General features: G+C 46.4%; 24 protein-coding genes and 12 tRNA genes. 4 read left to right on the forward strand and 32 right to left on the reverse strand.

From position 1 onward, the window contains the following. Positions 1 to 293 precede the first annotated feature (293 nt). From tsaD to AC6RGY_RS07900, 9 genes are all read right to left on the reverse strand, one after another. Positions 294 to 1,340 carry a tRNA (adenosine(37)-N6)-threonylcarbamoyltransferase complex transferase subunit TsaD gene (tsaD, locus tag AC6RGY_RS07860; RefSeq protein ID WP_499861516.1) on the reverse strand — a complete coding sequence of 349 codons (1,047 nt, stop codon included), beginning with the start codon at positions 1,338 to 1,340 and terminating at the stop codon, positions 294 to 296. Continuing rightward, entirely contained in the window at positions 1,330 to 1,791 is a 462-nt protein-coding gene (rimI, locus tag AC6RGY_RS07865; RefSeq protein WP_499861517.1) for a ribosomal protein S18-alanine N-acetyltransferase, read from the reverse strand. Before rimI ends, tsaD begins: the two co-directional genes overlap by 11 nt. Then, complete coding sequence (gene tsaB / locus AC6RGY_RS07870; protein ID WP_499862446.1) at positions 1,788 to 2,495, reverse strand: tRNA (adenosine(37)-N6)-threonylcarbamoyltransferase complex dimerization subunit type 1 TsaB; 708 nt, start codon at positions 2,493 to 2,495, stop codon at positions 1,788 to 1,790. The genes rimI and tsaB overlap by 4 nt, the downstream gene beginning before the upstream one ends. Positions 2,496 to 2,497: 2 nt before the next feature. Continuing rightward, the gene (gene tsaE, locus AC6RGY_RS07875) at positions 2,498 to 2,959 is read right to left on the reverse strand and encodes a tRNA (adenosine(37)-N6)-threonylcarbamoyltransferase complex ATPase subunit type 1 TsaE (protein ID WP_499861518.1); all 462 of its coding nucleotides are present in this window, start codon (positions 2,957 to 2,959) and stop codon (positions 2,498 to 2,500) included. A 93-nt stretch (positions 2,960 to 3,052) separates the two neighbouring features. After that, a complete protein-coding gene (gene thiL, locus AC6RGY_RS07880; RefSeq protein WP_499861519.1) occupies positions 3,053 to 4,036 on the reverse strand; it encodes a thiamine-phosphate kinase in 984 nt (327 codons plus the stop codon). Positions 4,037 to 4,088: 52 nt separating this feature from the next. Then, positions 4,089 to 4,162, reverse strand: a tRNA-Gly gene (locus AC6RGY_RS07885). A gap of 25 nt (positions 4,163 to 4,187) precedes the next feature. Further along, positions 4,188 to 4,264: transfer RNA gene (locus AC6RGY_RS07890), tRNA-Pro, on the reverse strand. Positions 4,265 to 4,299: 35 nt separating this feature from the next. After that, a tRNA-Leu gene (locus AC6RGY_RS07895) sits at positions 4,300 to 4,386 on the reverse strand. A gap of 22 nt (positions 4,387 to 4,408) precedes the next feature. Continuing rightward, positions 4,409 to 4,492, reverse strand: a tRNA-Leu gene (locus AC6RGY_RS07900). Between the two features lie 197 nt (positions 4,493 to 4,689). Here AC6RGY_RS07900 and AC6RGY_RS07905 point away from each other — a divergent pair. Next, positions 4,690 to 6,804 (forward strand): SBBP repeat-containing protein, encoded by a 2,115-nt coding sequence (locus AC6RGY_RS07905; RefSeq protein ID WP_499861520.1) that lies wholly within the window; start codon positions 4,690 to 4,692, stop codon positions 6,802 to 6,804. Between the two features lie 58 nt (positions 6,805 to 6,862). Here the strand turns inward: AC6RGY_RS07905 and AC6RGY_RS07910 are convergent. From AC6RGY_RS07910 to AC6RGY_RS07945, 8 genes are all read right to left on the reverse strand, one after another. Continuing rightward, positions 6,863 to 6,938, reverse strand: a tRNA-Lys gene (locus AC6RGY_RS07910). Positions 6,939 to 6,979: 41 nt separating this feature from the next. Continuing rightward, positions 6,980 to 7,054, reverse strand: a tRNA-Gln gene (locus tag AC6RGY_RS07915). Between the two features lie 12 nt (positions 7,055 to 7,066). Continuing rightward, a tRNA-His gene (locus AC6RGY_RS07920) sits at positions 7,067 to 7,142 on the reverse strand. Positions 7,143 to 7,154: 12 nt separating this feature from the next. Then, positions 7,155 to 7,230: transfer RNA gene (locus AC6RGY_RS07925), tRNA-Asp, on the reverse strand. A gap of 21 nt (positions 7,231 to 7,251) precedes the next feature. Further along, positions 7,252 to 7,327: transfer RNA gene (locus AC6RGY_RS07930), tRNA-Val, on the reverse strand. Positions 7,328 to 7,403: 76 nt separating this feature from the next. Continuing rightward, positions 7,404 to 7,479, reverse strand: a tRNA-Glu gene (locus AC6RGY_RS07935). 30 nt (positions 7,480 to 7,509) lie between these two features. Next, positions 7,510 to 7,602: transfer RNA gene (locus tag AC6RGY_RS07940), tRNA-Ser, on the reverse strand. Between the two features lie 8 nt (positions 7,603 to 7,610). Continuing rightward, positions 7,611 to 7,685: transfer RNA gene (locus tag AC6RGY_RS07945), tRNA-Asn, on the reverse strand. Between the two features lie 364 nt (positions 7,686 to 8,049). Here AC6RGY_RS07945 and AC6RGY_RS07950 point away from each other — a divergent pair. Beyond that, positions 8,050 to 8,763 (forward strand): sporulation protein, encoded by a 714-nt coding sequence (locus tag AC6RGY_RS07950; protein WP_499861521.1) that lies wholly within the window; start codon positions 8,050 to 8,052, stop codon positions 8,761 to 8,763. A 131-nt stretch (positions 8,764 to 8,894) separates the two neighbouring features. Here the strand turns inward: AC6RGY_RS07950 and AC6RGY_RS07955 are convergent, their stop codons facing one another. Beyond that, positions 8,895 to 9,338, reverse strand: coding sequence for a hypothetical protein (locus tag AC6RGY_RS07955; RefSeq protein WP_499861522.1), 444 nt, complete (start codon positions 9,336 to 9,338; stop codon positions 8,895 to 8,897). Positions 9,339 to 9,432: 94 nt separating this feature from the next. On the opposite strand from AC6RGY_RS07955, the gene AC6RGY_RS07960 reads away from it, so the two are divergent. Continuing rightward, positions 9,433 to 10,464 carry a ThiF family adenylyltransferase gene (locus AC6RGY_RS07960; RefSeq protein ID WP_499861523.1) on the forward strand — a complete coding sequence of 344 codons (1,032 nt, stop codon included), beginning with the start codon at positions 9,433 to 9,435 and terminating at the stop codon, positions 10,462 to 10,464. Between the two features lie 38 nt (positions 10,465 to 10,502). Here the strand turns inward: AC6RGY_RS07960 and AC6RGY_RS07965 are convergent, their stop codons facing one another. After that, on the reverse strand, positions 10,503 to 11,063 hold the full coding sequence (locus tag AC6RGY_RS07965) for a thioredoxin family protein (protein ID WP_499861524.1): 561 nt from the start codon (positions 11,061 to 11,063) through the stop codon (positions 10,503 to 10,505). A 303-nt stretch (positions 11,064 to 11,366) separates the two neighbouring features. On the opposite strand from AC6RGY_RS07965, the gene cmpA reads away from it, so the two are divergent. Next, positions 11,367 to 11,504: a cortex morphogenetic protein CmpA gene (gene cmpA / locus AC6RGY_RS07970; protein ID WP_499861525.1), complete on the forward strand. Its 138-nt coding sequence runs from the start codon at positions 11,367 to 11,369 to the stop codon at positions 11,502 to 11,504. A 1-nt stretch (position 11,505) separates the two neighbouring features. Here the strand turns inward: cmpA and AC6RGY_RS07975 are convergent, their stop codons facing one another. From AC6RGY_RS07975 to acpS, 13 genes are all read right to left on the reverse strand, one after another. Then, positions 11,506 to 12,402, reverse strand: a complete 897-nt coding sequence (locus AC6RGY_RS07975) for a M23 family metallopeptidase (protein WP_499861526.1) — start codon at positions 12,400 to 12,402, stop codon at positions 11,506 to 11,508. Between the two features lie 19 nt (positions 12,403 to 12,421). Beyond that, entirely contained in the window at positions 12,422 to 14,572 is a 2,151-nt protein-coding gene (locus tag AC6RGY_RS07980; protein ID WP_499861527.1) for a Tex family protein, read from the reverse strand. Between the two features lie 105 nt (positions 14,573 to 14,677). Further along, positions 14,678 to 15,460 carry an RNA polymerase sigma factor SigB gene (sigB, locus tag AC6RGY_RS07985; RefSeq protein WP_499861528.1) on the reverse strand — a complete coding sequence of 261 codons (783 nt, stop codon included), beginning with the start codon at positions 15,458 to 15,460 and terminating at the stop codon, positions 14,678 to 14,680. Beyond that, complete coding sequence (gene rsbW / locus AC6RGY_RS07990; RefSeq protein ID WP_499861529.1) at positions 15,429 to 15,911, reverse strand: anti-sigma B factor RsbW; 483 nt, start codon at positions 15,909 to 15,911, stop codon at positions 15,429 to 15,431. The genes sigB and rsbW overlap by 32 nt, the downstream gene beginning before the upstream one ends. Continuing rightward, positions 15,889 to 16,242 carry an STAS domain-containing protein gene (locus AC6RGY_RS07995; protein WP_499861530.1) on the reverse strand — a complete coding sequence of 118 codons (354 nt, stop codon included), beginning with the start codon at positions 16,240 to 16,242 and terminating at the stop codon, positions 15,889 to 15,891. Before AC6RGY_RS07995 ends, rsbW begins: the two co-directional genes overlap by 23 nt. Positions 16,243 to 16,300: 58 nt before the next feature. Beyond that, entirely contained in the window at positions 16,301 to 17,302 is a 1,002-nt protein-coding gene (locus AC6RGY_RS08000; protein ID WP_499861531.1) for a SpoIIE family protein phosphatase, read from the reverse strand. 245 nt (positions 17,303 to 17,547) lie between these two features. Then, entirely contained in the window at positions 17,548 to 17,898 is a 351-nt protein-coding gene (locus AC6RGY_RS08005; protein WP_499861532.1) for a type II toxin-antitoxin system PemK/MazF family toxin, read from the reverse strand. A gap of 5 nt (positions 17,899 to 17,903) precedes the next feature. Beyond that, the gene (locus AC6RGY_RS08010; protein WP_499862449.1) at positions 17,904 to 18,155 is read right to left on the reverse strand and encodes a CopG family ribbon-helix-helix protein; all 252 of its coding nucleotides are present in this window, start codon (positions 18,153 to 18,155) and stop codon (positions 17,904 to 17,906) included. A gap of 213 nt (positions 18,156 to 18,368) precedes the next feature. Beyond that, entirely contained in the window at positions 18,369 to 19,547 is a 1,179-nt protein-coding gene (alr, locus tag AC6RGY_RS08015; protein WP_499861533.1) for an alanine racemase, read from the reverse strand. A 4-nt stretch (positions 19,548 to 19,551) separates the two neighbouring features. Then, the gene (locus tag AC6RGY_RS08020) at positions 19,552 to 19,974 is read right to left on the reverse strand and encodes a hypothetical protein (RefSeq protein WP_499861534.1); all 423 of its coding nucleotides are present in this window, start codon (positions 19,972 to 19,974) and stop codon (positions 19,552 to 19,554) included. Positions 19,975 to 20,244: 270 nt separating this feature from the next. Next, positions 20,245 to 21,258, reverse strand: coding sequence for an outer membrane lipoprotein-sorting protein (locus tag AC6RGY_RS08025; protein ID WP_499861535.1), 1,014 nt, complete (start codon positions 21,256 to 21,258; stop codon positions 20,245 to 20,247). Between the two features lie 16 nt (positions 21,259 to 21,274). Continuing rightward, complete coding sequence (locus tag AC6RGY_RS08030; RefSeq protein WP_499861536.1) at positions 21,275 to 22,858, reverse strand: NAD(P)H-hydrate dehydratase; 1,584 nt, start codon at positions 22,856 to 22,858, stop codon at positions 21,275 to 21,277. A 106-nt stretch (positions 22,859 to 22,964) separates the two neighbouring features. After that, on the reverse strand, positions 22,965 to 23,345 hold the full coding sequence (acpS, locus tag AC6RGY_RS08035; protein ID WP_499861537.1) for a holo-ACP synthase: 381 nt from the start codon (positions 23,343 to 23,345) through the stop codon (positions 22,965 to 22,967). Positions 23,346 to 23,455: the final 110 nt, after the last annotated feature.

A 23,455-nucleotide genomic window follows, 5' to 3' on the forward strand; every position in this document is an offset into this window, starting at 1 on the left:
CAAATCCACTACTTTATCCACAAGTTATCCACAAGCGCTTCTTGCCTGAACTCCTTACAATCGCTCATCTATAAAGTTATCCACATTATCCACAAGTCTGTGGATATATTCATCCACACTGTCCACATCGTTCGAACAAAAGCGAAACCCTTCGATCTATTTCGACAGCTTTATCCCCTTTCAACCTGTCAGTTTTGGCATAAGGTTCACACATTTTATCCACTAACTTATCCACAAGTGTGTGGATAAGTTAGTGGCATGTGCTGTGATCAGGATCATTCTATTAATCAAGATTATTCCTTTTCTGTAAAATCCTCTATCAAGGGAAGATTCGCGTGCGCATTTAAAGATAAATCTCCGCGAACTCCCTTGGCAAATGCAAAGGTCCCCGCTGCTGCAATCATCGCTGCATTATCTGTACACAAAGAAAGGGGAGGAAGTTTTAGACGAATGCCTACTTGTTCACAACGCTCCGTCAAAGCAGTACGTAAGGCCTGATTTGCCGACACACCACCGGCCAGAAGCAATTCTTTGACTCCTGTTCTTTGTACTGCTTCCATCGACTTTTCAACCAAAACATCTAGCACAGACTCCTGAAAGCTGGCCGCTAAGTCGGCATGGCTCCACTCTTCTCCCCTTTGAGTAGCATTGTGTATTTTATTCATGACTGCTGATTTCAATCCACTAAAACTAAAATCCAACGAGCCCTCTTCTAGCCATGCACGTGGCAAGTCATAACGAGGTTCTCCCTCTTTTGCCAACTTCTCTACTTGAGGGCCACCTGGATACGGCAATTGGAGTAAACGTGCCACTTTATCATATGCTTCCCCAGCAGCATCATCTCTTGTACGTCCCAAGCGCTCAAATTGCATGTGATCTTCCATATAAATGAGTTCTGTATGACCTCCGGAAACCACCAGCGAGACAAGCGGAAAAGTAAGCTCTGAAATCAAATGATTGGCATAGATATGACCCGCAATATGATGAACAGGCACCAAAGGAATATGGGTCGCATAGGAGAGGGCTTTCGCTGCGGATACCCCAATCAAAAGTGCTCCCACCAAACCTGGACCTTGAGTCACCGCTATCGCAGATAGATCAGATAAAGTGATTTTCGCCTGATCAAGTGCTTCTTGGATCACCAGCGTGATATTTTCCACATGCCGTCTCGAGGCCACTTCTGGTACAACCCCGCCGAAGCGTCGATGAATATTCATTTGTGAAGCAACTACATTGGAGAGAATGGTATTCCCTCCTTCTACCACTGCCACTGCAGTTTCATCGCAACTAGTTTCTATTCCGAGGACCAAAGTCCGTTCTTTTTTTCCTTCAATCATCATTTAGTTTCACCCACATAATCATGGCATCTTCTTGATTATCCGTATAGTAGCGCGGACGAACACCCGTCACTTCAAATCCGAGTTTGTAATAAAGGGCAAGGGCAGCTTGATTGGAAGGACGCACTTCCAAAGTCATTTTACTGGCTCCCAGCATTTTCGCTAACTCAAACACATACTGCATCGTCATCTTTCCTAACGAGCGGCCACGAAAGTTGGGCAAGAGAGCAAAGTTGGTAATGTGGGCTTCATCCATTATCACCCACATTCCACAATAGCCAATCACCTCTTTGTCCCATACAACCGCAGTATAATGGGCAAAACGATTATGAGTTAGTTCTTGCCGAAAAGCTTGTTCTGTCCATGGAGTAGGAAAAGATGCTTGCTCTACTTTTAATACCGCTGGTATATCAGCGGGTTCCAGCGGACGAAAGTGAGGGTATCCTTCCTTCATCTTGATTCCCCTTGCTGTTGTTCTTTCCATTTGGCCTCCGCTTCTGTCAACTGCAAATACTCCGGCGCAAAGGTATAAGGATCTTCTTTCTCTTGATTATGCCACTTCTTCCACGCCATTCTCCCCAATCCAATCGCTTTGGGAATATTCTCGTCAGCGCTACCAAAGTGAGCTTGGTCTCCTAATGTCTTTTCAATCGTTGAACGAAAGGTAGCCACATCGTCCCCTAGAAAAAGAAGTGGCCCTTCTCCCTTAAGTTCGGAAAGCCAAATCTCTATCGGGGTGACGTGTTCCTTTTTATGTAAGGACCACTCACCTTCACTTGACTGCTGATATAAGCCTGTATACACTCTTTGACGGCGCGCATCAAACATCGGTACCACCCCACCTGGAAACCGCTTTCCGTTATACGCCAAAGTGGCCAAACTAGAAACACCAATCAAAGGTAAATTGCGCCCCCACGCCATCGTCTTCGCTGTGGTTACACCAATTCGAACACCTGTATAGGAGCCTGGACCTTGTGCAACAGCCACTAGATCGATCTCCGCAAACGTTATCCCCAGGTCTTGAAGCAATTGATGTACCGTAGGCAACAACCGTACAGAATGATTCTTTTTAAGATTGGTCGTGACTTCGCCCAATACACGCTCTTCCTCTAAAACCGCCACACCCAGTACCAGTGTAGAGGTATCTATAGCTAGCATTTTCACTTCTGTTCCAGCTCCTCACCCATTTGTTGCATGCGTTTGTTCGTTGATTCCAATGTGATTAAGCGACTCCCGTCTACCTGTACGGTAATCGTTAGCCAAAAGCAATCATGGGGAAGTTGTGGCTCGATATGATGAGCCCATTCAACCAAGGAAATTCCCTCTCCTTCAAAATATTCTTCTAACCCCAGTTCTTCATAAGGATCCTGGATGCGGTACACATCCATATGATAGAGAGGGGGGGTGGAATCATATTCTTTAATCAACGTAAAAGTGGGACTATCCACTGGACCTTTAATACCCAGTCCTGTTGCCAGACCTTGTGTAAAAGTAGTTTTTCCTACTCCTAAATCTCCTTCGAGCGCTACCACATCTCCAGGACAGAGTAGCCTAGCAAACTTTCGTGCTAGTTCCATCGTTTCCTCCGCCCGAGCCGTTCGCCATTGATAGAGCTTTGTCATCTTCATATTCACCTTCTTTATGATCTACCCATCCCTTATTACAAGATAAGAACAATTATTAAACTTACTCAAGAAAGGGATACATAGCTATCATCACCTTGAACCATGGTTGTACCCACGTCGTTCCAACAGATGGGAGACTCCGTTCACCACCATTTCCACAGCGGGATCTCCTGCTTCCACTCGTCCGATCGGATATAGCCGTTCAACAAGAGATCCCGCTATCTGATCAAACCAATCAGCTGGAGCTGTACCTATTAATTGAAAGTCTTCCCCTCCATGCAGAGCCCAATCATAGGGATCACGGTTTCTACTGTGGGCATAACGACGCATTTCACTCGCGATGGGAATGTTCGCTCGCTCTAATACAAGACGGACACTACTAGCAGAGGCAATTTCCCACGCTTCTTGAGAGATCCCATCACTCACGTCATTTAGGGAAATACGCACGCCTGTTGCTGCCAGCCATTCTCCTTGCTCCACACACGGTACAGGGCGACGATGCTCTTTGATGAGGCCACCGTATCGTTTCTTCTCTTCTTCCGCTCCGTGAAGAAGGAGATCTAATCCAGCCGCTGAGCTTCCTAGCGGTCCCGTGACAAATACCACATCTCCCGCTCGTGCATCCGAGCGTCTCCTTGCTCTTCCCTTTTCTATTTCCCCTAACAAGGTAAGCGTTAACACCAGCCCATTCGGTGAAGAGACCGTATCGCCTCCGACAAGAGTCACTTTCCATCTGTGAGCCAATTCATATAGCCCTTCGTAGATACTTTCCAACTCTTTTGTTGTCCAATCCTTCGGAATCGCAAGCGAAAGAGTGGCGAAGGTAGGTTTCGCTCCCATAGCAGCAATATCACTTAAGTTCGCGGCCATGAGTTTCCATCCAATATCGGACGGCCGCATCGTCTCTCGTAAGAAGTGTACGCTCTCCACCATCGTATCACTGGTGACAACAACATGACAGCCTGCTGAGACACCCAGAACAGCCGCATCATCCCCCGCATCAACCTCGATCTTCCTCGAGGGGGGAGGTCGGCGCGTGAGCAAATGATGGATTAAGGAAAATTCATCCTGCATCAGAAACCCCTCCATAAGTAAAAGACCGCAGCGTTAATCGCTACGGTCGCTTTGGAGCGGGTGATGGGAATCGAACCCACGCATTCGGCTTGGAAGGCCGATGTTCTACCATTGAACTACACCCGCATAATCAAATTTTCCTTTTGCTAGATGGTCGGGGTGACAGGATTTGAACCTGCGACTTCCTCGTCCCGAACGAGGCGCTCTACCAAGCTGAGCCACACCCCGAGAGTGCACCAGCTGCACTTCGCAATCCTGTTAGGTGGTGCGGTCGGCGAGACTCGAACTCGCACAGCCATGAGGCCACTACCCCCTCAAGATAGCGTGTCTGCCAATTCCACCACGACCGCATACATACTCATCAATTTATAATGGTGCGGGTGAAGGGACTCGAACCCCCACGCCAGAGGCGCTAGATCCTAAATCTAGTGCGTCTGCCAATTCCGCCACACCCGCTTGTGTACGCTGTCATCAGCGAATTTCATTTTGTGTCGTTGGGCTTCATCGCCTGCCGACAAGTACTATAGTATCATGCTACATAATTTGAGTCAAGCACTTTTCACTATTTTTTTCGGGGAAATTTATCTCTGGTTCACAAACCTTCACTAACGAGAATAATAATATTTCATCGAAGTATGAAAGGATGAGATCTTTTGCGATCAAGAACCGGGGATAAAAACTCAGAAAAGCGGCTGTTATCGGCACCTGGTGCTTTTGGAAACGAGCACACTTCCATCCCTCTGATCAGACAGGCCATAAAACCGATATTTCTTAATAATAAGGTGTTATTAAATATCTTTCCATCTCACCAATTAACCCTTTGCTTTATAAACACAGTAGGGAATACAACCCCGCAACATATTCCCCTTTTTCCATCCGATGTAGATGAGCCATCGCAGAAGAACACGAACAAAGTCCTTTACAAAGAAGTCTGGCCTGGAATTAACCTGCTCTTTCACCTAACCCCCTCTCAACTGAAATACGAGTGCCACCTTCAGCCAGGAGCGAATACAGAGAACATCCTCCTGAAGTATGAGGATTCCGATCAACTCTTTCTCAGTGAAAAAGGAGATCTCTTGATATATACCAGATACGGCATATTAAAAGAGGAGAGACCCATTAGTTACCCACTCGGAAGGAAAGAGGATATTGTATCTACTCGTTTTCAGTTACATCCCGATAACCAGTTCGGCTTTACTGTAGAAGAGAAATACGACAATACCAAACCACTTGTTATTGACCCTGTCGTTATTTTCTCTACCTATTTAGGCGGATCTTCTAACGATCCAGCCAATAGCATTGCCGCTGATTCTACAGGCTCTTCCTATGTAGCAGGTTCCACGTCATCGGATAATTTCCCAGTCACGTCAGGTTCCTTCCAGACTGTCTATCCCGGGGGCGTCTTTAGCGCTTATGTCACCAAATATAATCCAAGCGGTACTTCCATTCTCTATTCTACCTTTCTTGGAGGAGATTCCTTTGATGAAGGTCTTGGTATTGCAGTCGACTCACTTGGTTCTGCCTATGTGACCGGCGATACAGGCTCCAGTAATTTTCCCGTTACATCGAACGCCTTTCAAACACAGCTTTTCGGTGAAGCCGAGTATGCCTACGTAACGAAGCTATCTCCTACTGGCTCTACCTTACTCTATTCCACCTTCTTAGGAGGGGGATCAGAAGAAGATATGATTAGCGGTGGCAATAGTATCGCCGTGGATGAAGAAGGGTCCGCTTATGTCACCGGACTCACCACCGCAACCACCTTCCCCATCACATCGCAAGCTTTTCAAACCCAGTTAGCCGGGTTTCGCAATGCCTTTGTCACGTGCATGAATCCACAAGGTTCTTCGCTGATCTATTCCACTTTTTTAGGAGGGAATGGGGTAGATGCCGATAATTGCGGCACAGGCATTGCGATTGATTCCGCCGGTTTTGCTTATGTCACGGGATTTACCACTTCCACTTCTTTCCCCGTCACCAATGGAGCTTTTCAAACCATGAGCCCAGGAGGAGACTTTGTAGATATAGAAAGCCCCTTTATAACCAAAGTGAATCCGAGCGGGAGCTCACTCGTCTATTCTACCTATCTAGGCGGATCAGCGGATGATATCGCTAGCGGCATCGCTGTCGATTCCTCTGGATTCGCTTATATTACAGGTATGACGTTCTCCAATAATTTCCCTGTAACCCCTGGGGCTTTCCAAACACAAATAGCTGGTTTCGCTGAGTGTGATGCTTTCATATCAAAAATGAATCGCAGAGGATCTGGACTCGTCTATTCTACTTATTTCGGTGGGAGTGGGAATGATATCAGTCAAGGAATCGCTGTCGATCACTTCGCAAATGTATGGATTGCAGGTGGGACCGAATCGACAGACCTGCCTACCACATCCGATGCCTTCCAGAGGCAAGCGTTGGGCCTATCAGACGTTTTTTTAACATCCCTCAGCTTTGCAGGTACTGGACTCTTGTTCTCCACTTATATTGGCGGGATCGATGGAGAACAAAACCCATGCGCCATCACCCTTGATACTTTTCAAAATGTTTATGTATGCGGACTAACAACATCGAGAAGGTTTCCTGTTTCTCCAGGGGCAACCCAGACGACAAATAACAGCCTGGGTCCCAGAGAAGAGGGATTTGTATTCAAAGCAGGAAATCCCTCCATCCCGCTCCCTGGGGCGACTGGTTCCTTGGGTCCAGCTGGTCCGCGAGGGTTACGAGGGCCACGCGGATCGCGTGGATCACAGAGACCCCGTGGCGAATAGCTACTATAGGTACGGACTCACACAAAAAACCTCCCTATTACCTAAGGAGGTTTTTCTCTGGTGAGCCATGCAGGATTCGAACCTGCGACACCCTGATTAAAAGTCAGGTGCTCTGCCAACTGAGCTAATGGCTCGCATGAAATTGTGCGAATTTTCTATCTATAAAGTGCGTGAATGGCTGGGGTGGCAGGGTTCGAACCTGCGCATGACGGAGTCAAAGTCCGTTGCCTTACCGCTTGGCTACACCCCAACAATATATAAATGGGGCGACTAATGGGAATCGAACCCACGAATGCCGGAGCCACAATCCGGTGCGTTAACCACTTCGCCATAGCCGCCATAATGAAAATTGGCGGAGCTGACGGGATTCGAACCCGCGATCTCCTGCGTGACAGGCAGGCATGTTGACCCCTACACCACAGCTCCGCGTAAAAAGAAGTGTTGCACTGGTGGACGATGACGGGATCGAACCGCCGACCCCCTGCTTGTAAGGCAGGTGCTCTCCCAGCTGAGCTAATCGTCCTTGTGATAAGTGAGATGCCAGGGATCAGAATTCGGAAAGCTCTCACCTCTGATTCCCGATCTCTAACATCTATTTTTGGTGACCCGTAGGGGATTCGAACCCCTGCATGCCAGCGTGAAAGGCTGGTGTGTTCACCGCTTCACCAACGGGCCAAGCAAATACTGCGCTCTACAAGACTAACGTGGCGGAGAGAGCGGGATTCGAACCCGCGCGGGGCCGTAAGACCCCCTAACGGTTTAGCAAACCGTCCTCTTCGGCCTCTTGAGTATCTCTCCGCGTGTACTGGCTCCCCCGGCAGGACTCGAACCTGCAACCTACCGGTTAACAGCCGGGCGCTCTACCATTGAGCTACGGAGGAATGATGAGTTTCTTTCTTCCGAGCGACTTTTTTATTATAGCTTATCTCACTCACATTTGCAAGTGCTTTTTTGTAAGTTTATTTCTGCTAATCTTTCAATCAAACACACTGTCAAAGCCCGCCGTTCAGGCGCTTCGTTTTCAGCGACTATTACAATTTAACATGGATTTAAACCGAAGTCAATAACAAATTTTTATTTCCCAGGCCTTTTTTCTATCGGTTTGCTTTCATCTTAAGACGTAGATCTCACTCAATTATGGAAGTATTTTTTATTTTGTCCTGCCAGCTATTGACCTGGTCCTAAAAAACAATTAATCTATTCATCGTAATCACTTGTTTATGATCAGGAGGATGATTGGCATCCATGACTGTACAAACCGTGTCTAGTCTCCAACTGGACGGAGCCATTGTGGATACGAAGTTAGAGAAGACACACTACCGCCAAGGAGAATGGGTTCTCGGAGAAGTCGCCATCAATGGGGATACTGTGAAGAACCTGCAGGATATTACACTCTCCTTTGTCATTCCAGTAGGGAATTCATCAGAAGAGTATGTCTTAGCAGAGTATCCTCTAACGGAAACGATCCAGATTGAGCCCAGTAAAAAGACGCAAATCCCCTTTCAATTTGAACTTCCATGGGACACCCCTGTCACATTGGATGATACCCCTGTTTACTTACGGACTGACATCGTAAGTGAAGAGAAGGAACTCGCCGAGATGGGAGAAATCGAGGTTTTTCCTCATCCCTTGATCGAAACTGTGCTGAGTGTAATGGAACAAAAAGCCTTCCAACTTTACAATGTGGAATATAACTATGAAAAAGAGATGCAAATCCATCCATTTACTCAGGAATTCTCTTTCCATCCTCCACAGTCCATCCAGCAGGATCTCGAGGAAGCTAAAATCAGTTTTGACCCCATCGACGAGGAAGAGAGAGTGGATATCTATCTTGAGCTAGTTGGTTCCCACCAGGCACCCGCTGAGTTTCAACTGTCTGTAGATGAAAATACATTTACTGAGAGTACAGCGGTCTTTGAAGATCAACTCATTCAAGTGATCAACGACTTCCTTCAATAGCCTGATCATGATCCAGTAGTATCACATCGCTCTCATGTCCCTCATATTTTCATACTATCTTTTCATATGGAAATCGCTCTGCTAGAGCCAGTGCCCTAGCAGAGCGATTTCCTTATCTCCCTCAATTCGATCTACCTTTCTTCGTCCATCTTGTTCTCCAGCGCTTTTAGTACCCGTTCTAATTCCTCCTTCATCTTTTCCATTCGTTTGGCCCGGCTTTCCCAAGGAAAATCGGTGGTCCGCACCATAACCTCTCCCATTTTCTTCTCATCAAACTGAAGAAATTTTAGTAATCGTTCCAATACACCTACTAAATCTTGCAGTTCCTCATAGGAGATATGAATAACATCATCTTCATCTATATACTCATGCATAGACTCATGCATAGACTCTTCCTCCTTCGCTTCACCCGTTGAATCTACACGTACAAAACAGCCCTTCCCGTTTTTCATGGATAGATGAAACCCTTGGTTTTCTGTTTCAATACGTTTTATCGGACGTTCGTCTTCTTCCATACGTTCAATGTCTTCCACTAGCAAACCCACTAACCACTGAATGACTTCATTCTGTTCCATCTTCCGTATCCCTCCTTTCTCCCAACCAAAAACTGCCTGCATAATTGCGCTAATTTCGTTATAATAGATGGACCATCCAAGGTAGGTGATGACCATGTCCTTTCATGAGCGATATTCTCGTCAAATATTATTTGCGCCGATTGGGGAAACAGGGCAACAGCAACTGCTTGATGCTCGTGTTGCCATTGTTGGATTGGGCGCACTAGGAACAGCCTCGGCTAACCACCTCGTAAGAGCTGGAGTGGGACGTATCGACCTCATAGATCGCGATTTCGTCGAGAGCAGCAATCTTCAAAGGCAAATGCTTTATAATGAGCACGATGCAAGTCAAGGTCTTCCGAAAGCAATCGCAGCCAAACAAAAGCTACAAGAGATTAATTCCCGTGTTCACATCGAGGCAACCGTTACGGATCTCACTTGGAAGAATGCTGACGGCCTGTTGAGGAACGCCGACCTCATCATTGATGGATCAGACAACTTCTCCGTTCGTTATTTACTCAATGATATCAGCGTGAAATATCAAATACCGTGGAGCTATGGAGGTGCAGTTGGAGCACAAGGCTCTTGCTTCTTTATCCAGCCGGGGCAAACCCCCTGCTTGCGTTGTTTGTTTCCCTCAGCACCCGTAGCTGGTAGTGCAGATACCTGCGATACCGCAGGCGTAATCAGCCCCATCATTCACCTCGTAGCCGCTCATCAGGTGACGGATGCAATAAAATGGATTGTCGGAGATACCTCTTCCATCGACTCTCGATACCGGCACTTTCATCTATGGGAAAATCAATCAACCGCTCTTGATGTACACAACAAACAAAGCGCTAGCTGTCGTTGTTGTGCACTCAAGCAGTTTGACTTTCTTCATCCCAACGATAAGTCGGAAGAAATGGTTTCTCTCTGTGGGCGAAATACGATTCAATTTACTCCGAAAGAGAAACAAACACTCAATCTGGATACACTGACTCAGAAGCTAGCTGCTGTGGCTCAAGTTGAGAAAAACCCTTTTTTGCTTCGAGTCAACTTAGGCGCGCAACAGCTAGTCTTATTTCCCGATGGCCGTACACTGGTTCAAGGAACGGATGACCCCATATTGGCACGCTCACTTATTGCGAGGTATATCGGAACTTAACATAATGATAGAAGCTCCAACAGCAAACAAATTACTATTTATGCTTCGCTTAAGAAGCGCTCCTTCATACTGTGATAAACCACATCCCAAATACTAGGATCATTTACCAGCTTACTCTTAAAGGAGCGATACATCTTCTTTTGTTCCTCAGGATAGGAAGGGGCATCTTTCGCAGGCAGTTTGGCGATGCTATCCATGACAATCTGTTGAACCTCAGGTGCTCGTGGACCCCAAACCGCCTTTTCCCTTCCTTCTTCATCTAAGAGGATAAAGATCGGAATGGAACGAGAGGTACCATTGGTCAGATATTGGTCCATCAGTTCAAGATTCTCATCTCGAATGAGAAAACGCACGGAGATGCCAGTCGCTTCTGCTATTCGTAGCATGACCGGAACACATAACATCGCATCTCCACACCAATCAGCCGTTAGTACCACCATCTTCAACGCCTGAGAACGTAATCCCTCTAACTTACTACATTCGTGATCCGAAAGTAAAAACCGATCATAAATAGATAACATATCTTCCCGATTCACCTGCATCGAATCGATATACTGACTTGTCGTCAGTCCTTTCTCATACCACTGAAGTAAACTCATGAACACTCATCCTTTCTAATTTGAAATAGACACATAACCATCCAGTCTCTCATATGATACAACACACAGATGGGGCCTCGGCAACCAACGGCTCACACTTCCAGCAGGAGATTTTCATAAAACAGTCATGGTAAATACCACATGTCCTCGGATGAAAGCTAAACCCACGAGATCATCCATGAAGAAGAGCTTCTCTCTGTTCCAATCGTCAATTTCATCTAGCTAAATGTAGCTTCATAAAATAAAAACTTTCATATTACCTACTAAATCTGCATGAACACTTTTGATTAAGGTGGGATTATCATGCCTAAATGGTTAAAGACACAATTAATGAAAGCGTATTACGGAAAGGATCGCAGACAGATCCGCTTTCTCAATGATTGTTGGTTCATGTTTAATCATCAAACAAAAAAGCGATCCCAACGAGAGATAGAGTCATAGATTATTCTTCTCGCTCTATAACAGCCTCTTCCCAAGTCACCAAGAAAGGATATGGATTCACTGCTTCCCGCTTCCATGGCCACAGACCATTTTGCACATAAACGCCAAAATGAAGGTGGGATGGGAACTTTCCCGTTGTCCCCTCTGGACCATAGCCAGAGTCCCCCACATAACCAATCACTGTTCCTTTTTCCACCGACTCTCCCTCTTCTATTCCTTCCGCATACTTACTCATGTGTGCATAGTAATAGTTGAGTTGAGGGTGCTTCGCATCGCGGATCGTCATGCTCCAACCACCTAGTTCATTCCAACCTTTCTTCACGATGGTCCCCTCCGCCACAGCAACAAGGGACGTACCGTGATCGGCAAATAAATCCGTCCCTTCATGCTGTCGATTCCCACCATAAGAACGAGAAGCTCCCCAAGTATCAGAGTAAGAAACCCCATCCAAATCTTCACTACGAAAAGGGAAAACATCTTCTTCTGCAAGCGAGGCTGCTTCCCAATGATAGGCATCCACAATCGCCAACGCTTCCTCAATTTCAAATGTGGATAACTCTTCCGACGCGAGCAAGGTAGAAAAAGATTTTTCTATTGACCCTTCTTCCTTATCTGCTTCCTGTAAGGCGGAAGCATGCGCTCTTATCCTCTCCCGATCGACTCCACGATACTCATTCGTCATCTCATCCCAAACAGCAAGATACGTCCAAGGTACACCCTTTTCTTCTGCTACTTCAAGATAGAGAGGAGCTAATTCCCCTGGCACTTCCAATTCAACAATCTTTTCTGCTTCCAGCAAGGAAGTGTCTGCCCCAATCCATTGATTTCCCCATAGTACATACCCAACGCTGATCAAACAAACCAACAGGAAAAGAAGCCAACCCCACCGCTTTCTCACCCAAAAACCCCTTCTTTTATTAAGCTTCAAATGGAACCATGGATAAGCCCACGCGTCCTCGATCGTGATCCACATCCAACACCCATACATTCACGATATCCCCCACAGCAACCACATCTAGTGGATGGTGAACAAAGCGATCACTTAACTTGGATAGATGAACAAGTCCATCATTCTTCAAACCAATGTCGACAAAAGCGCCAAAATCAACGACATTGCGTACCGTCCCTTTCAATTGCATCCCTTCCGTTAGATCTTCCAGTTGCAGAACATCCGAGCGCAAAATCGGAGCAGGCATCTCATCACGAGGATCTCGACCCGGTCGCAATAACGCACTAAGAATATCCCTTAAAGTGGGTATGCCACATTCCAACTCTTCTGCTAACGCTCTTACGTCTGCCTCTTTTACTTGTTCAATAAAAGCAGGGGTTCCAATTTCAGTCGCAGAGATGCCCCACTTCTGCAATAGTTTAAGTACAGTTGGATAAGACTCAGGATGAATCGGGGTTTTATCGAGTGGCTCATCCCCGTCTACAATGCGGAGGAACCCAATACATTGTTCATATGTCTTATTCCCCAGTCTCGGAACCTTCTTCAATTGCTTGCGATCGTTGAATGGTCCCTCTTCCTCTCGTCTCTTGACTACATTGGTAGCAACAGCAGCAGAGACTCCGGAGACATACTGAAGAAGTGCGGCAGAGGCTGTATTCACATCTACGCCTACATGGTTAACAGCGGACTCGACTACAGCAGTCAAACTTTGTTCCAATTTCTTTTGTGTTACATCATGTTGATACTGTCCTACTCCGATTGCCTTGGGGTCAATTTTCACCAATTCAGCCAACGGGTCTTGTAAACGACGCGCAATCGAGATCGCACTCCGCTGTGCTACATCCAGCTCCGGAAACTCTTCACGTGCTCGCTTCGATGCGGAGTACACACTGGCCCCTGCTTCATTGACGATTACATAATGCAATAGCTCATTCTCTAGCTCAGTAATCACTTCTGCCGCAAATTGTTCTGTTTCACGGGAAGCCGTGCCATTCCCAATGGCAAGCAAATCAATCTTGTAATGATCAATACAACGTTTGATCTGCTTCTTCGCTTCTTCCACACGGTTATGCGGTTTGGTGGGATAAATAACCCCATACTCCATCAGCTTGCCCATCGGATCGACAACGGACCACTTACAGCCTGTCCGATAAGCAGGATCCATCCCCAAAACCCACTTTCCACGGATTGGAGGTTGCAAGAGCAACTTACGTAGATTTTCGGAAAAGATATGAATGGCTTGCTCTTCTGCTTTCTCCGTTAATGCCGCTCGAATCTCTCGTTCAATCGCAGGAGCAATCAAGCGTTTGTAGCTGTCTTCTGCAGACTTTTTCAAATAGGGATGGAATGATTCAGTAAAAAACAGTTTTTCGATCTGTCGAAGAATCTCCTCTTCCTCCACCTCCACTTTTAACCGCAATACTTCCTCACGTTCTCCCCGATTAACAGCCAAGATTCGATGTGGAGGGACTTTTTTAATGGCTTCCTGCCACTCATAATACATTTCATAGACGCTTTGTTGCTGGGCGTCACGGGCTTCCGATAGCAACGAACCACTATCCCACGTAAAAGCACGGACCCACTTCCGAATACGCGCATCATCTGAAATATTTTCTGCAAGGATATCCATTGCCCCTGCCAGCGCATCATCCGTAGAGTTAATTTCTTTTTCTTCATCTATGTATTTCTCTGCTTCCGTTAGGATCTGTTCCTCCTCATCCGTGTGAAAAAGAAACGTGGCGAGTGGCTCCAATCCTTTTTCTTTCGCTTTGGAAGCTCGCGTTTTCCTTTTTTGACGATAAGGACGATACAGATCTTCTACTTCCTGCAACTTTTCTGCCCGATCAATCTGATCACGCAATTCATCTGTTAACTTTCCCTGTTCATCGATAAGACGCAGGACTTCCGATTTTCGTTGGTTCAATTGTTTCATATATTGGTAGCGATCTTCGATCGCACGTAACTGCTCTTCATCCAGTTCCCCCGTTTGCTCTTTGCGGTAACGAGCAATAAAGGGAATGGTGTTCCCTTCTTCCAATAATTCAATACTCGCTATAATATTCTTTTCATTTAGTTTTAACTCGGTCGCAATTAATTGATAGATCTGCCTATTTTCCATCCTGCTTTCACTACTTTCTACTATTTCTCTTCCTCTGCTTCCTCATCATACCGCCTTCTGAAAAAGAGTGCAATTAGACAAAACACAAATAAAGCCACCCTACAATCAAATGACTTCGGATGGCTCCGTTGCAATGGTTTCTCTTAGTTTTTGAAGTGCCTTTCGTTGAAGACGAGAGACATGCATTTGTGAGATTCCCAGCTTCTCTCCCGCTTGTTTTTGACTGTAGTTTTCAAAAAATGTAAGTTGTAGGATGTTTCTCTCCCGCTCCGACAAAGTTTGAAAAGCCTTCTCCAGCAACATACGTTGATCTACGTGCTCAAAGGATAAGTCTTGTTCACCGACCAGATCCAGCAAAGTGATTTGACTGCCGTCGCTCCCAGCTTCGATGGGACTATCTACGGACACCGCATTGTAACTACGCCCCATCTCCATCGCCTCTAAGACCTCTTCTTGTCTCACTTCAAGATAGTCAGCAATCTCATCTACCTGCGGCGATCGTTGCAATTGCGTAGTTAACTCTTCAACAGCCCGTTTAATGCGAGGTCCCAATTCTTTTATTCGCCTTGGTACATGGACACTCCATGTTTTATCGCGCATATGGCGTTTGATCTCTCCCACAATGGTTGGAACAGCAAAACTTTCAAAGGTGTGTCCATAAGAAGAGTCATACCGCTTTAAGGCCGCTAAGAGGCCAATCATACCTACTTGCACGAGGTCTTCATATGGTTCAGCACCCCGTGAAAACTTGGCTGCCAAGTTGGAAACCAACTCCGTATAGTGCTCAACCAATTCCCTCTGCAATTCCGGATCTTCTTCCTCCTGGTAGCGAATAATTCGCTCCTTCATTTCTTCCTTAGAGTGATTTTGACTCGGAGATTGCGGCATGGGGTTCCACCTCGTCTCTACGAAGATACTTCGTCATCACTACAACTACGCCCTCCCTTTCTTGAATCTCTACTTGATCCATCAAGGATTTCATCAAGTAGATTCCTAGTCCACGCTCTCTCATCATAGGAAGGGGCAAATCATTTTTGATGGGCCCCGTTACGGTTTCCACATGAGCCAGATCGAAACTGCAACCTTGATCTTCTATCCGAACCTCTAAACGATCGGGATAAAGGAGATAAGAAATAGCCACTACACCCACACTGCCGTTATAGGCATGCTCAACAGCATTGGTACAAGCTTCTGCCATGGCTAATTTCATATCTTCGATGTCATCATAAGAAAAGCCCATGCGATTAGCAATCCCGGACAAAGTTAAGCGAGCAACACCAACATAATCAGGCTTCGCTGGGATACTTAATTTAATTTCATCCATTGGATCCAGTTCCATTCTTTGTTTCCTCCTTTCCATTTTCGTGAATCGTAAAGATCTCATCCAGACCGGTAATGCTTAATAGTCGATAAAGACGTGCACTTACTCCTGTTAGCTCCAATTCGCCGTTATGGCTACGCAAGGTTTTATATGCTCCAATCAATACACCCAAGCCGGTGCTATCTATATAATCGACACCAGCTAGATCCACAGTGATACAGCTAACTTGCTCTGCTAGTGGCATGATTTTCTCTCGTAGGGCGGGAGCTGTATAGACATCGATTTCGCCCCGAACGACCAATGTCGCTCCTACACCCGTTCCCGTCCGCTCTTCGATTGATACATTCATCGATCTCACCCTCCGATACTAATCTTACTTTACCCTCTTCCCGCCTCCATCAAACCCTTCACTTTCGCCGGATCAGAAGAATCGTTTGATCATCACGTAGCTCATAGTTGGCTTGCTCATAGATCTGCTGAAAGGTAGCATCAACTGCTTCTTGTGCGGGCAAGTCCATTTTCCCCTCCAGTATCTCACGCAATCCTTCCCGACCCAGAAACTGCCCATCGACCCGGCACTCCGTTACCCCGTCCGAGAAAAGAATAATCGCATCACCTGGCTCTAAATCCAAACTGTACTCGTGGTATTGCACATTTCGGCTGACACCCAATACCAAGCCACGCGTGGTCATATCATAAAATGTTCGCTCTTTGGCTCGATAGTAAAACCCAGGCTCATGTCCCGCCGTCGCATATTGGAAACGGTCGGTCTGCCGATTGTACATTCCATACACCATCGTAATAAACATACTGGAATCCACATTCCGTTCCACCACTGCGTTAATACGACGCAAAATTTCCGAAGGTGAGGGGGATTCCTCATCCAGACCATCCATCGCATACTTAATCATGGACATACACAGAGCAGCTGGAATTCCTTTTCCAATAATATCAGAAAGCGCCACCCCTAGTGATCCATCTTCATGCAGGACGAAGTTATAATAATCACCGCTCATTCGATTTGCCGGAACACTTATGGTTCCAATGTCCAATCCTGAATAAGCGGGCGGACTATCTGGAAGAAGGGTTTGCTGCATCCCGACCGCCACATCAATCTCCGACTCCAACTCCTGTTGACGGGTGATCAACATCTCATGCTCACGATAAGCTACCCCATAGCGGACCATGATTTCGATCAAAACGTCCAAAGAAAAGGTTAGTTCTTCTGGAAGATCTCCCATGATTTCTTTGAGACCAGCAGCATGGTAACTGACGACTTCTTCAGGGGGAAGATAGTCTTCCATCATCCATTTCCCCAATTCACCGGCAGCGTACAAGTGATCTTCTTTTTGTTCCTTCATGTAGGATTGAAGGATATCAATATATTGCTGCTTAAAGTTTTTGTCCACTCTTTCACCTCTATTAGAAGACAAACTGACTCTTATTTCTCCTTATTATACTAAAAAAACGTATAGGCCAACGCAAAAAGAGCCTCTTTGCATATAAAAAAGGATGCGGAAGAATAAGTGCTCCCACATCCTTATGCCCACCGTCTCCATGATTGGTTTTCTATATAGCTTTGGTAAAAGTTTCCCATACACAAGATTAGCTCAGGATATAAGGAGTCCACACTTATAATCAAGGCATTACTCGGTTAGAAATCAATTAGTCCTAAGCTTATTTGCAAAGCTTCGTTAACAAGTTCCATCATTTCATCATCAAGACTGGTAATCTTATCTGTCAATCTCTGCTTATCAATGGTCCGAATCTGTTCCAAGAGAATGACTGAATCTCGATCAAAGCCATTCGCTTTTGCGTCAATTTCCACGTGCGTTGGTAACTTCGCTTTTTGGATTTGAGCGGTGATCGCGGCGATGATAACGGTGGGGCTGAAGCGATTACCGATATTATTTTGAATGACGAGAACAGGACGCACGCCTCCTTGTTCGGAACCAACCACTGGAGAGAGATCGGCAAAATAAACATCGCCACGCTTAACAATCAAGTTGGTTACACCCCACTAACCATACGAACCAACGTATCATCCGCCTCTTCTTCCGCTTCAAAAGCTTCCAAAGCATAATTAAGATTAATTCGACCCATTTCCATATAGCCGCGCTGCATCATCTCGCGTATAATACGCTTTTTGCGCTCATTTAAATAAAGCTTCATCGCCCGGCGGACAAACTCGCTCCGATTCGAATTTTCTTTGGCCACCATTCCATCCACTTCCTGCAGGAGATGATCTGGTAAGCTAATCATGATTCTTTTCGTATGAGACAACTACAAGCACCCCCAACCATCTACTCCGTTGGCGATTTTCTCTATTCAATACTACCATTATGTCAGTTACGTTGCAAAATTATACTTTAGAGAGAATGAGATCAACTGACGATAACCCTACATTCATAACATTATTCGACTTTCCCTACATCATTCCTGCTTTGCCCACAGGATGTTTCAATTCTTTCTCTTTCACAGCTTCGAATGCAGGCGGTTGACTACTTCCACTACATGCCCTTGTCTCAAATATATTCGCGGAACACGCCGACTAATCTTACTTGTTACCTCATAAGAGATCGTATTTAGCATCGTAGCTACTTCGTCAACCGTCACTCTTTGATCCGCTTGTTCGCCGTAGAGAACCACTTCTTCGCCCACTTGGATCGGCATTGTTTCGGTAACATCCACCATAATTTGGTCCATGCAGACACGCCCTACGACGGAAACGCGCTTCCCATTCACCAGGACCACACCTTGATTGGAAAGCTGCCGACTATATCCATCTGCATAGCCAATGGGGACCGTCGCTATCCACCGCTCTCCATTGACGGTGGCGGTTTTGCCATAGCTCACACCGCTTCCCGCTGGTAATTTCTTCACTCGAGCAACCTTTGCTTTCAACGTGAGCGCTGGCAACAAGCGTACGGACTCGTGATCGACGTCGGCTGAAGGGTAATACCCATATAGGCTAATCCCTAGTCGTACGAGCGAATAAGCATATTGAGGCAGATCGATCGCAGCTCCGCTATTAGACGCATGAACCATGGGCGGAAGCAATCCTTCCTTTTGCAGTTGAGCACACACCTTTTCAAAACGATCTGCTTGCTCATGTGTATACGACTTGTCCCGTTCATCTGCACAAGCGAAGTGGGTAAAAAGACCCGCAACATGAATGCCCTGATAGGCTCCGATTGCATGAAGCATTGGCAAAACTTCATCTTCAAGCAAACCGAGCCGTCCCATGCCAGTATCCACTTTCACATGGACATCGAGACTTCTCCCTGTTCGCATCGCTTCCTCTGCCATCAATGCAGCATCTGACTGAGAATAGACAGTTAGAGTAATCCCCTCTATCGTGGCTAGACCTACTCCTGCCGGAGGGGTATAACCCATCACCAAAATGGGAGCGCTCACCCCTGCTCGACGCAATTCCAATGCCTCATCCAAAAAAGCGACACCGATCCAGTCCGCACCAGCATCCAGCGCAGCTTGAGCAACTGGAATAGAACCATGACCGTACCCATCCGCTTTCACTACAGCCATCAACTGTGCTGAAGATGGTACATGTTGTCGAAACTGCTTTACATTATGCCCAATCGCATCCAGATTTACAGTAGCAACTGTTTCACGCCAATAGGGTTGTTCCTGCATACGCTCACCTATTTTTCTTTTTCAATTGGCTTTTCAAATCTGCTAGAAATTCATCTGAGACCAAAAGATAAAGTTTTTTCTTCTTTGTCTTGCTACGAAAAATATGGGACAAATCATAGGTTCGCTCTAGGTCAGCCAAGGAGTAAGATTGTATCTTTCTTCCCATCTTTACATCTAAACGATCCGCAAAAAGCGTATACTGCGGGCGCCACAAAAAACGGAAAATCGCAGGAACCCCTAACATCAACACTGCTGCCAACGAAAGCAGTGCCATGATAAATGGGGTAGAGCGAAGTGAGAAAAAAGGAAGCAACAGCAAAAAACCGACCAAAAAAAGTCCCATTTCTACATAACGGGTGGTCGGGCTTTTCCGATATAAAAGCAGTGTAAAAGAAGTCGTTTCTTCCCGAATAACCGAATCACTCATCGCTTCTTCCTTACCTTCCCCTCATCAATCATTCTATTAAAAACGCCAGTCATTTCTACTTGTCCTCACTGGTATCATACTCTCTTTCGTCTGAGATTGCAAAGGAAGAACAGAGATTTGCGCCTGTTAATTTTTCCTCTAAGAGTCATCTTCTACACCCTTCTTCTCTTACTCCTCTACTGTATCAACGCATGCAATTGATTATCATCCCTCCTCGTCTATACCAAGAGCAAATCCGCCCCCAAAAGGAAGGCGGACTCGTGATCAACATTATTTCGCCGGTTGCGACGCCACTGACCTCGCAATCTTCTCCATTTCCACCGTAGGCAGATCACCCACTAATTCAAATTGTGTTCCTTCATACGTCCACGTCATCCGTTTCTTATCTTCCATTTCCAAGAGCACACCATAGGTAAAACCGAGATCAACAGGAGCGCCATTAGCCGTCATACTTGTATGTACGGCATTCGGATGGCTTTGCGATAAAGTAAAAGGGCGATCCCCTTGATATCGCATAACGACTGTTTTCCCATTTAATGACTCCACCGTGTCTTCTCCTGTCAATTCACTGCCATCTGGAATATAACCCGGTGTCGTCACATTAAAGACCGCTTCTGAATCTTTTTCGAGCACAGGATTTTGGTTTAAAGCAAAAGCAGAGCGATTTCTCTCTAGATCAAAAGCATCCGCATCAAATTTAGCATTTTCTTCAAAGGAATCAAAAGTAACGGTTACAAGTGCTTCGTGGTTTTCATCGTATACTTCAACTTTTTGCGGACTTAAATCTCTATTAATCCAAATCTTCTGTGATTCAAATGATTGATGTTGTTTAAAGCTGGCTGCCACTTCAAATTGATAATCCTCTGCACCCGCCTCGAATTGACGTGCACTATCGTCTACAATGCTTTGCATCAACGTTTGATATAGATAGATCTGACCATTGGAATCTGGCCAATCGCTCTGGAAACGAAAGCTTTTATCTAAATGAGGGGTAATCACATAAACACCCTCATCATTTCGTAACAACACCTGTGTAATCTCTTTTTTCTTATTTTGCAACGAGACCCGGTAGAAATGTGGTTGCTGGTACCACACTTCTATCTCATATTCCTGAGGCTCGTTTCCTGAAGAGACAACCATCTTGGCCCGGCTTTTATAGCTCTCCATTTGCTCTAATCGCTTAGAGAGATCATGGACAACTTCATCTGAGCTCTTCGGGCCACAGCCGGTTAGCCCCACCATCAAACAAACTGAAATGGCTAGCCACCATGTAATCCGACGCACTTCATCAGCCCCTTTATCAATTTCCCAGGAAATGTGTCGAGGGAACAGGTGCAGGCGCGTAGGCAGTTTCCAGTTGCTTGAGCAGTAGACCAAACTGATTCATTACCTCAGAAGCAATAACACTATGGGCAGATTGATGTTCAGTGGCAAGCTCGGCCGTTCGACCATGAAGATAAACACTCATCGCCACAGCCTTCTTAAAAGGAAGCGAGCGAGCTAACAGAGCCCCCATCAAACCGGTTAGAATATCCCCAGATCCTCCTTTAGCCAAAGCGGCACTTCCCGTCGCATTGACTACTTGCTTCCCATCAGGATAGGCAACCACTGTATGGGCTCCTTTGAGCACAACCGTCACCCCAAATTGCCTCGCAAAGTGGCGAGCCACTTGCGAACGAGAGGATTCTACTTCCTCTACAGAGCAATCAAGCAGGCGAGCCATCTCTCCTGGGTGCGGTGTAAGGACAATCTCCTGTTGACGCATCCGTAACATCTCAGGTGCAGTGGCCAATATATTGAGCGCATCTGCATCCAACAAGAGCGGGACAGAAGAAGTTTGAATGAGTCGCTTGAGCCACTCCCCCTCATTCGGAAACCGGCCCAATCCCGGCCCTACTGCGATAGCTGTCACTCCTCGCTGTTTCCACTCCTCCGGGCTAGGGCACTGGGCAAAATGGCCTGTTTCTTCTTCCCATCCCCATACCATGGCATCTGTCGCTTTCGTCGCCATCAATGGGGCTTGAGACATCGGCACAGCGGCGGTTACTTTGCCCACTCCTGCTCGCAATGCCCCGATTGTCGCCAATTCTGACGCGCCCAACATTCCACGGGCTCCTCCTACTATCAAGAGGTGACCATGCGTCCCCTTGTGAGACCAGCGTCCCCGAGGAGAAAGCATATCCTGCCATAAAGATGGCTGATTCACAACCGTTTGGGGAGAACAATCATGGGTTGCTTCTACAGGAATACCGATGTCGGCTACGATCACCTCACCACAAGCAGCAACAGCTGGCAATAGGTAGTGCGCCCATTTTGGGAATGCAAAGGTTACCGTTACATCCGCCTCGATGCATATAGGCAACAATGTGCCTTGATCTGCATCCACACCCGTTGGGAGGTCAACAGCGACCACCCAACTCATGCGCTGGGTATTCACCTCTTCTATCACTTTAGCAAGTGGAGAGCGGACTTTTCCTTTCAAACCCGTGCCAAGAAGAGCGTCAACAATCCCGTCAGCAGCTTGAAGTGCACTCTTAAAAGCTGAATGCTTGCTTTCATCGTACACATTGATCGGTAACGCAAGCGCTTGACAAGAAGCAAAAAAGGTAGCTGTGTCGGTGCTCATTTTTTCCAATAAACCCACAATCCAGATATCTACCTTCCACCCTCTATGTGCCAAATGCCTCGCAGTAACCAATCCATCACCACCGTTGTTGCCAACACCAGCCAGAACCAGTACTCGCTGACCCTTTCCATAGCGTCGTTCTACTTCATTAGCAACTGCCAGTCCAGCATGCTCCATAAGGACAACACTGGGTATAGAATACCTCTCTATACTGCACTGATCTATCGCGCGCATTTCCTGTGCGGTAACTAGATACACCTTTGTCCCTCCTAACCGCGTTATAACTATATGTGTGACGATCCAAGGTTATGCAGACAAGACTGACAGGCTCTATGAGTAAGGCATCCTTTCCTCGAAGACGGCCCTACTTTTCAGCACGTTCCGCCACTACGGTAGCCGTCGCATAGGATTCAGAGTGAGAAATAGAGAGGTGAAGACAAACATCAGCTCTCCAGCCTAATCTCTCTTGAGAGCGCTCTGACAAACGAATAAACGGACAGCCCCGTCCATCCTTGAAAATCTCAATATCTTTAAAGCCAAGGTCACTCCCGATTCCCGTTCCTGCCGCTTTAGCAACTGCTTCTTTAGCAGCAAATCGCCCCGCTACCATCTCCAGTCGCCTGCGCTCATATGGTGGGAGGTTCTCAATCTCCTTGTCGGTAAGAATACGTTTCATTAAACGTTCTACCCCTATTTGCCGAATACGAGCGATCTCTACCAAATCTGTCCCGATGCCAATAATCATGCCATTCCCTCCGTCCAAAAAACCTGAAACCAGCTACATTGGGAGCGACGCAAGTGAAGCCACCCGATCTTATCCTCTGCAAACTTGATCGTTTATCTCACGATGAACAC

Source organism: Mechercharimyces mesophilus (assembly GCF_059818345.1).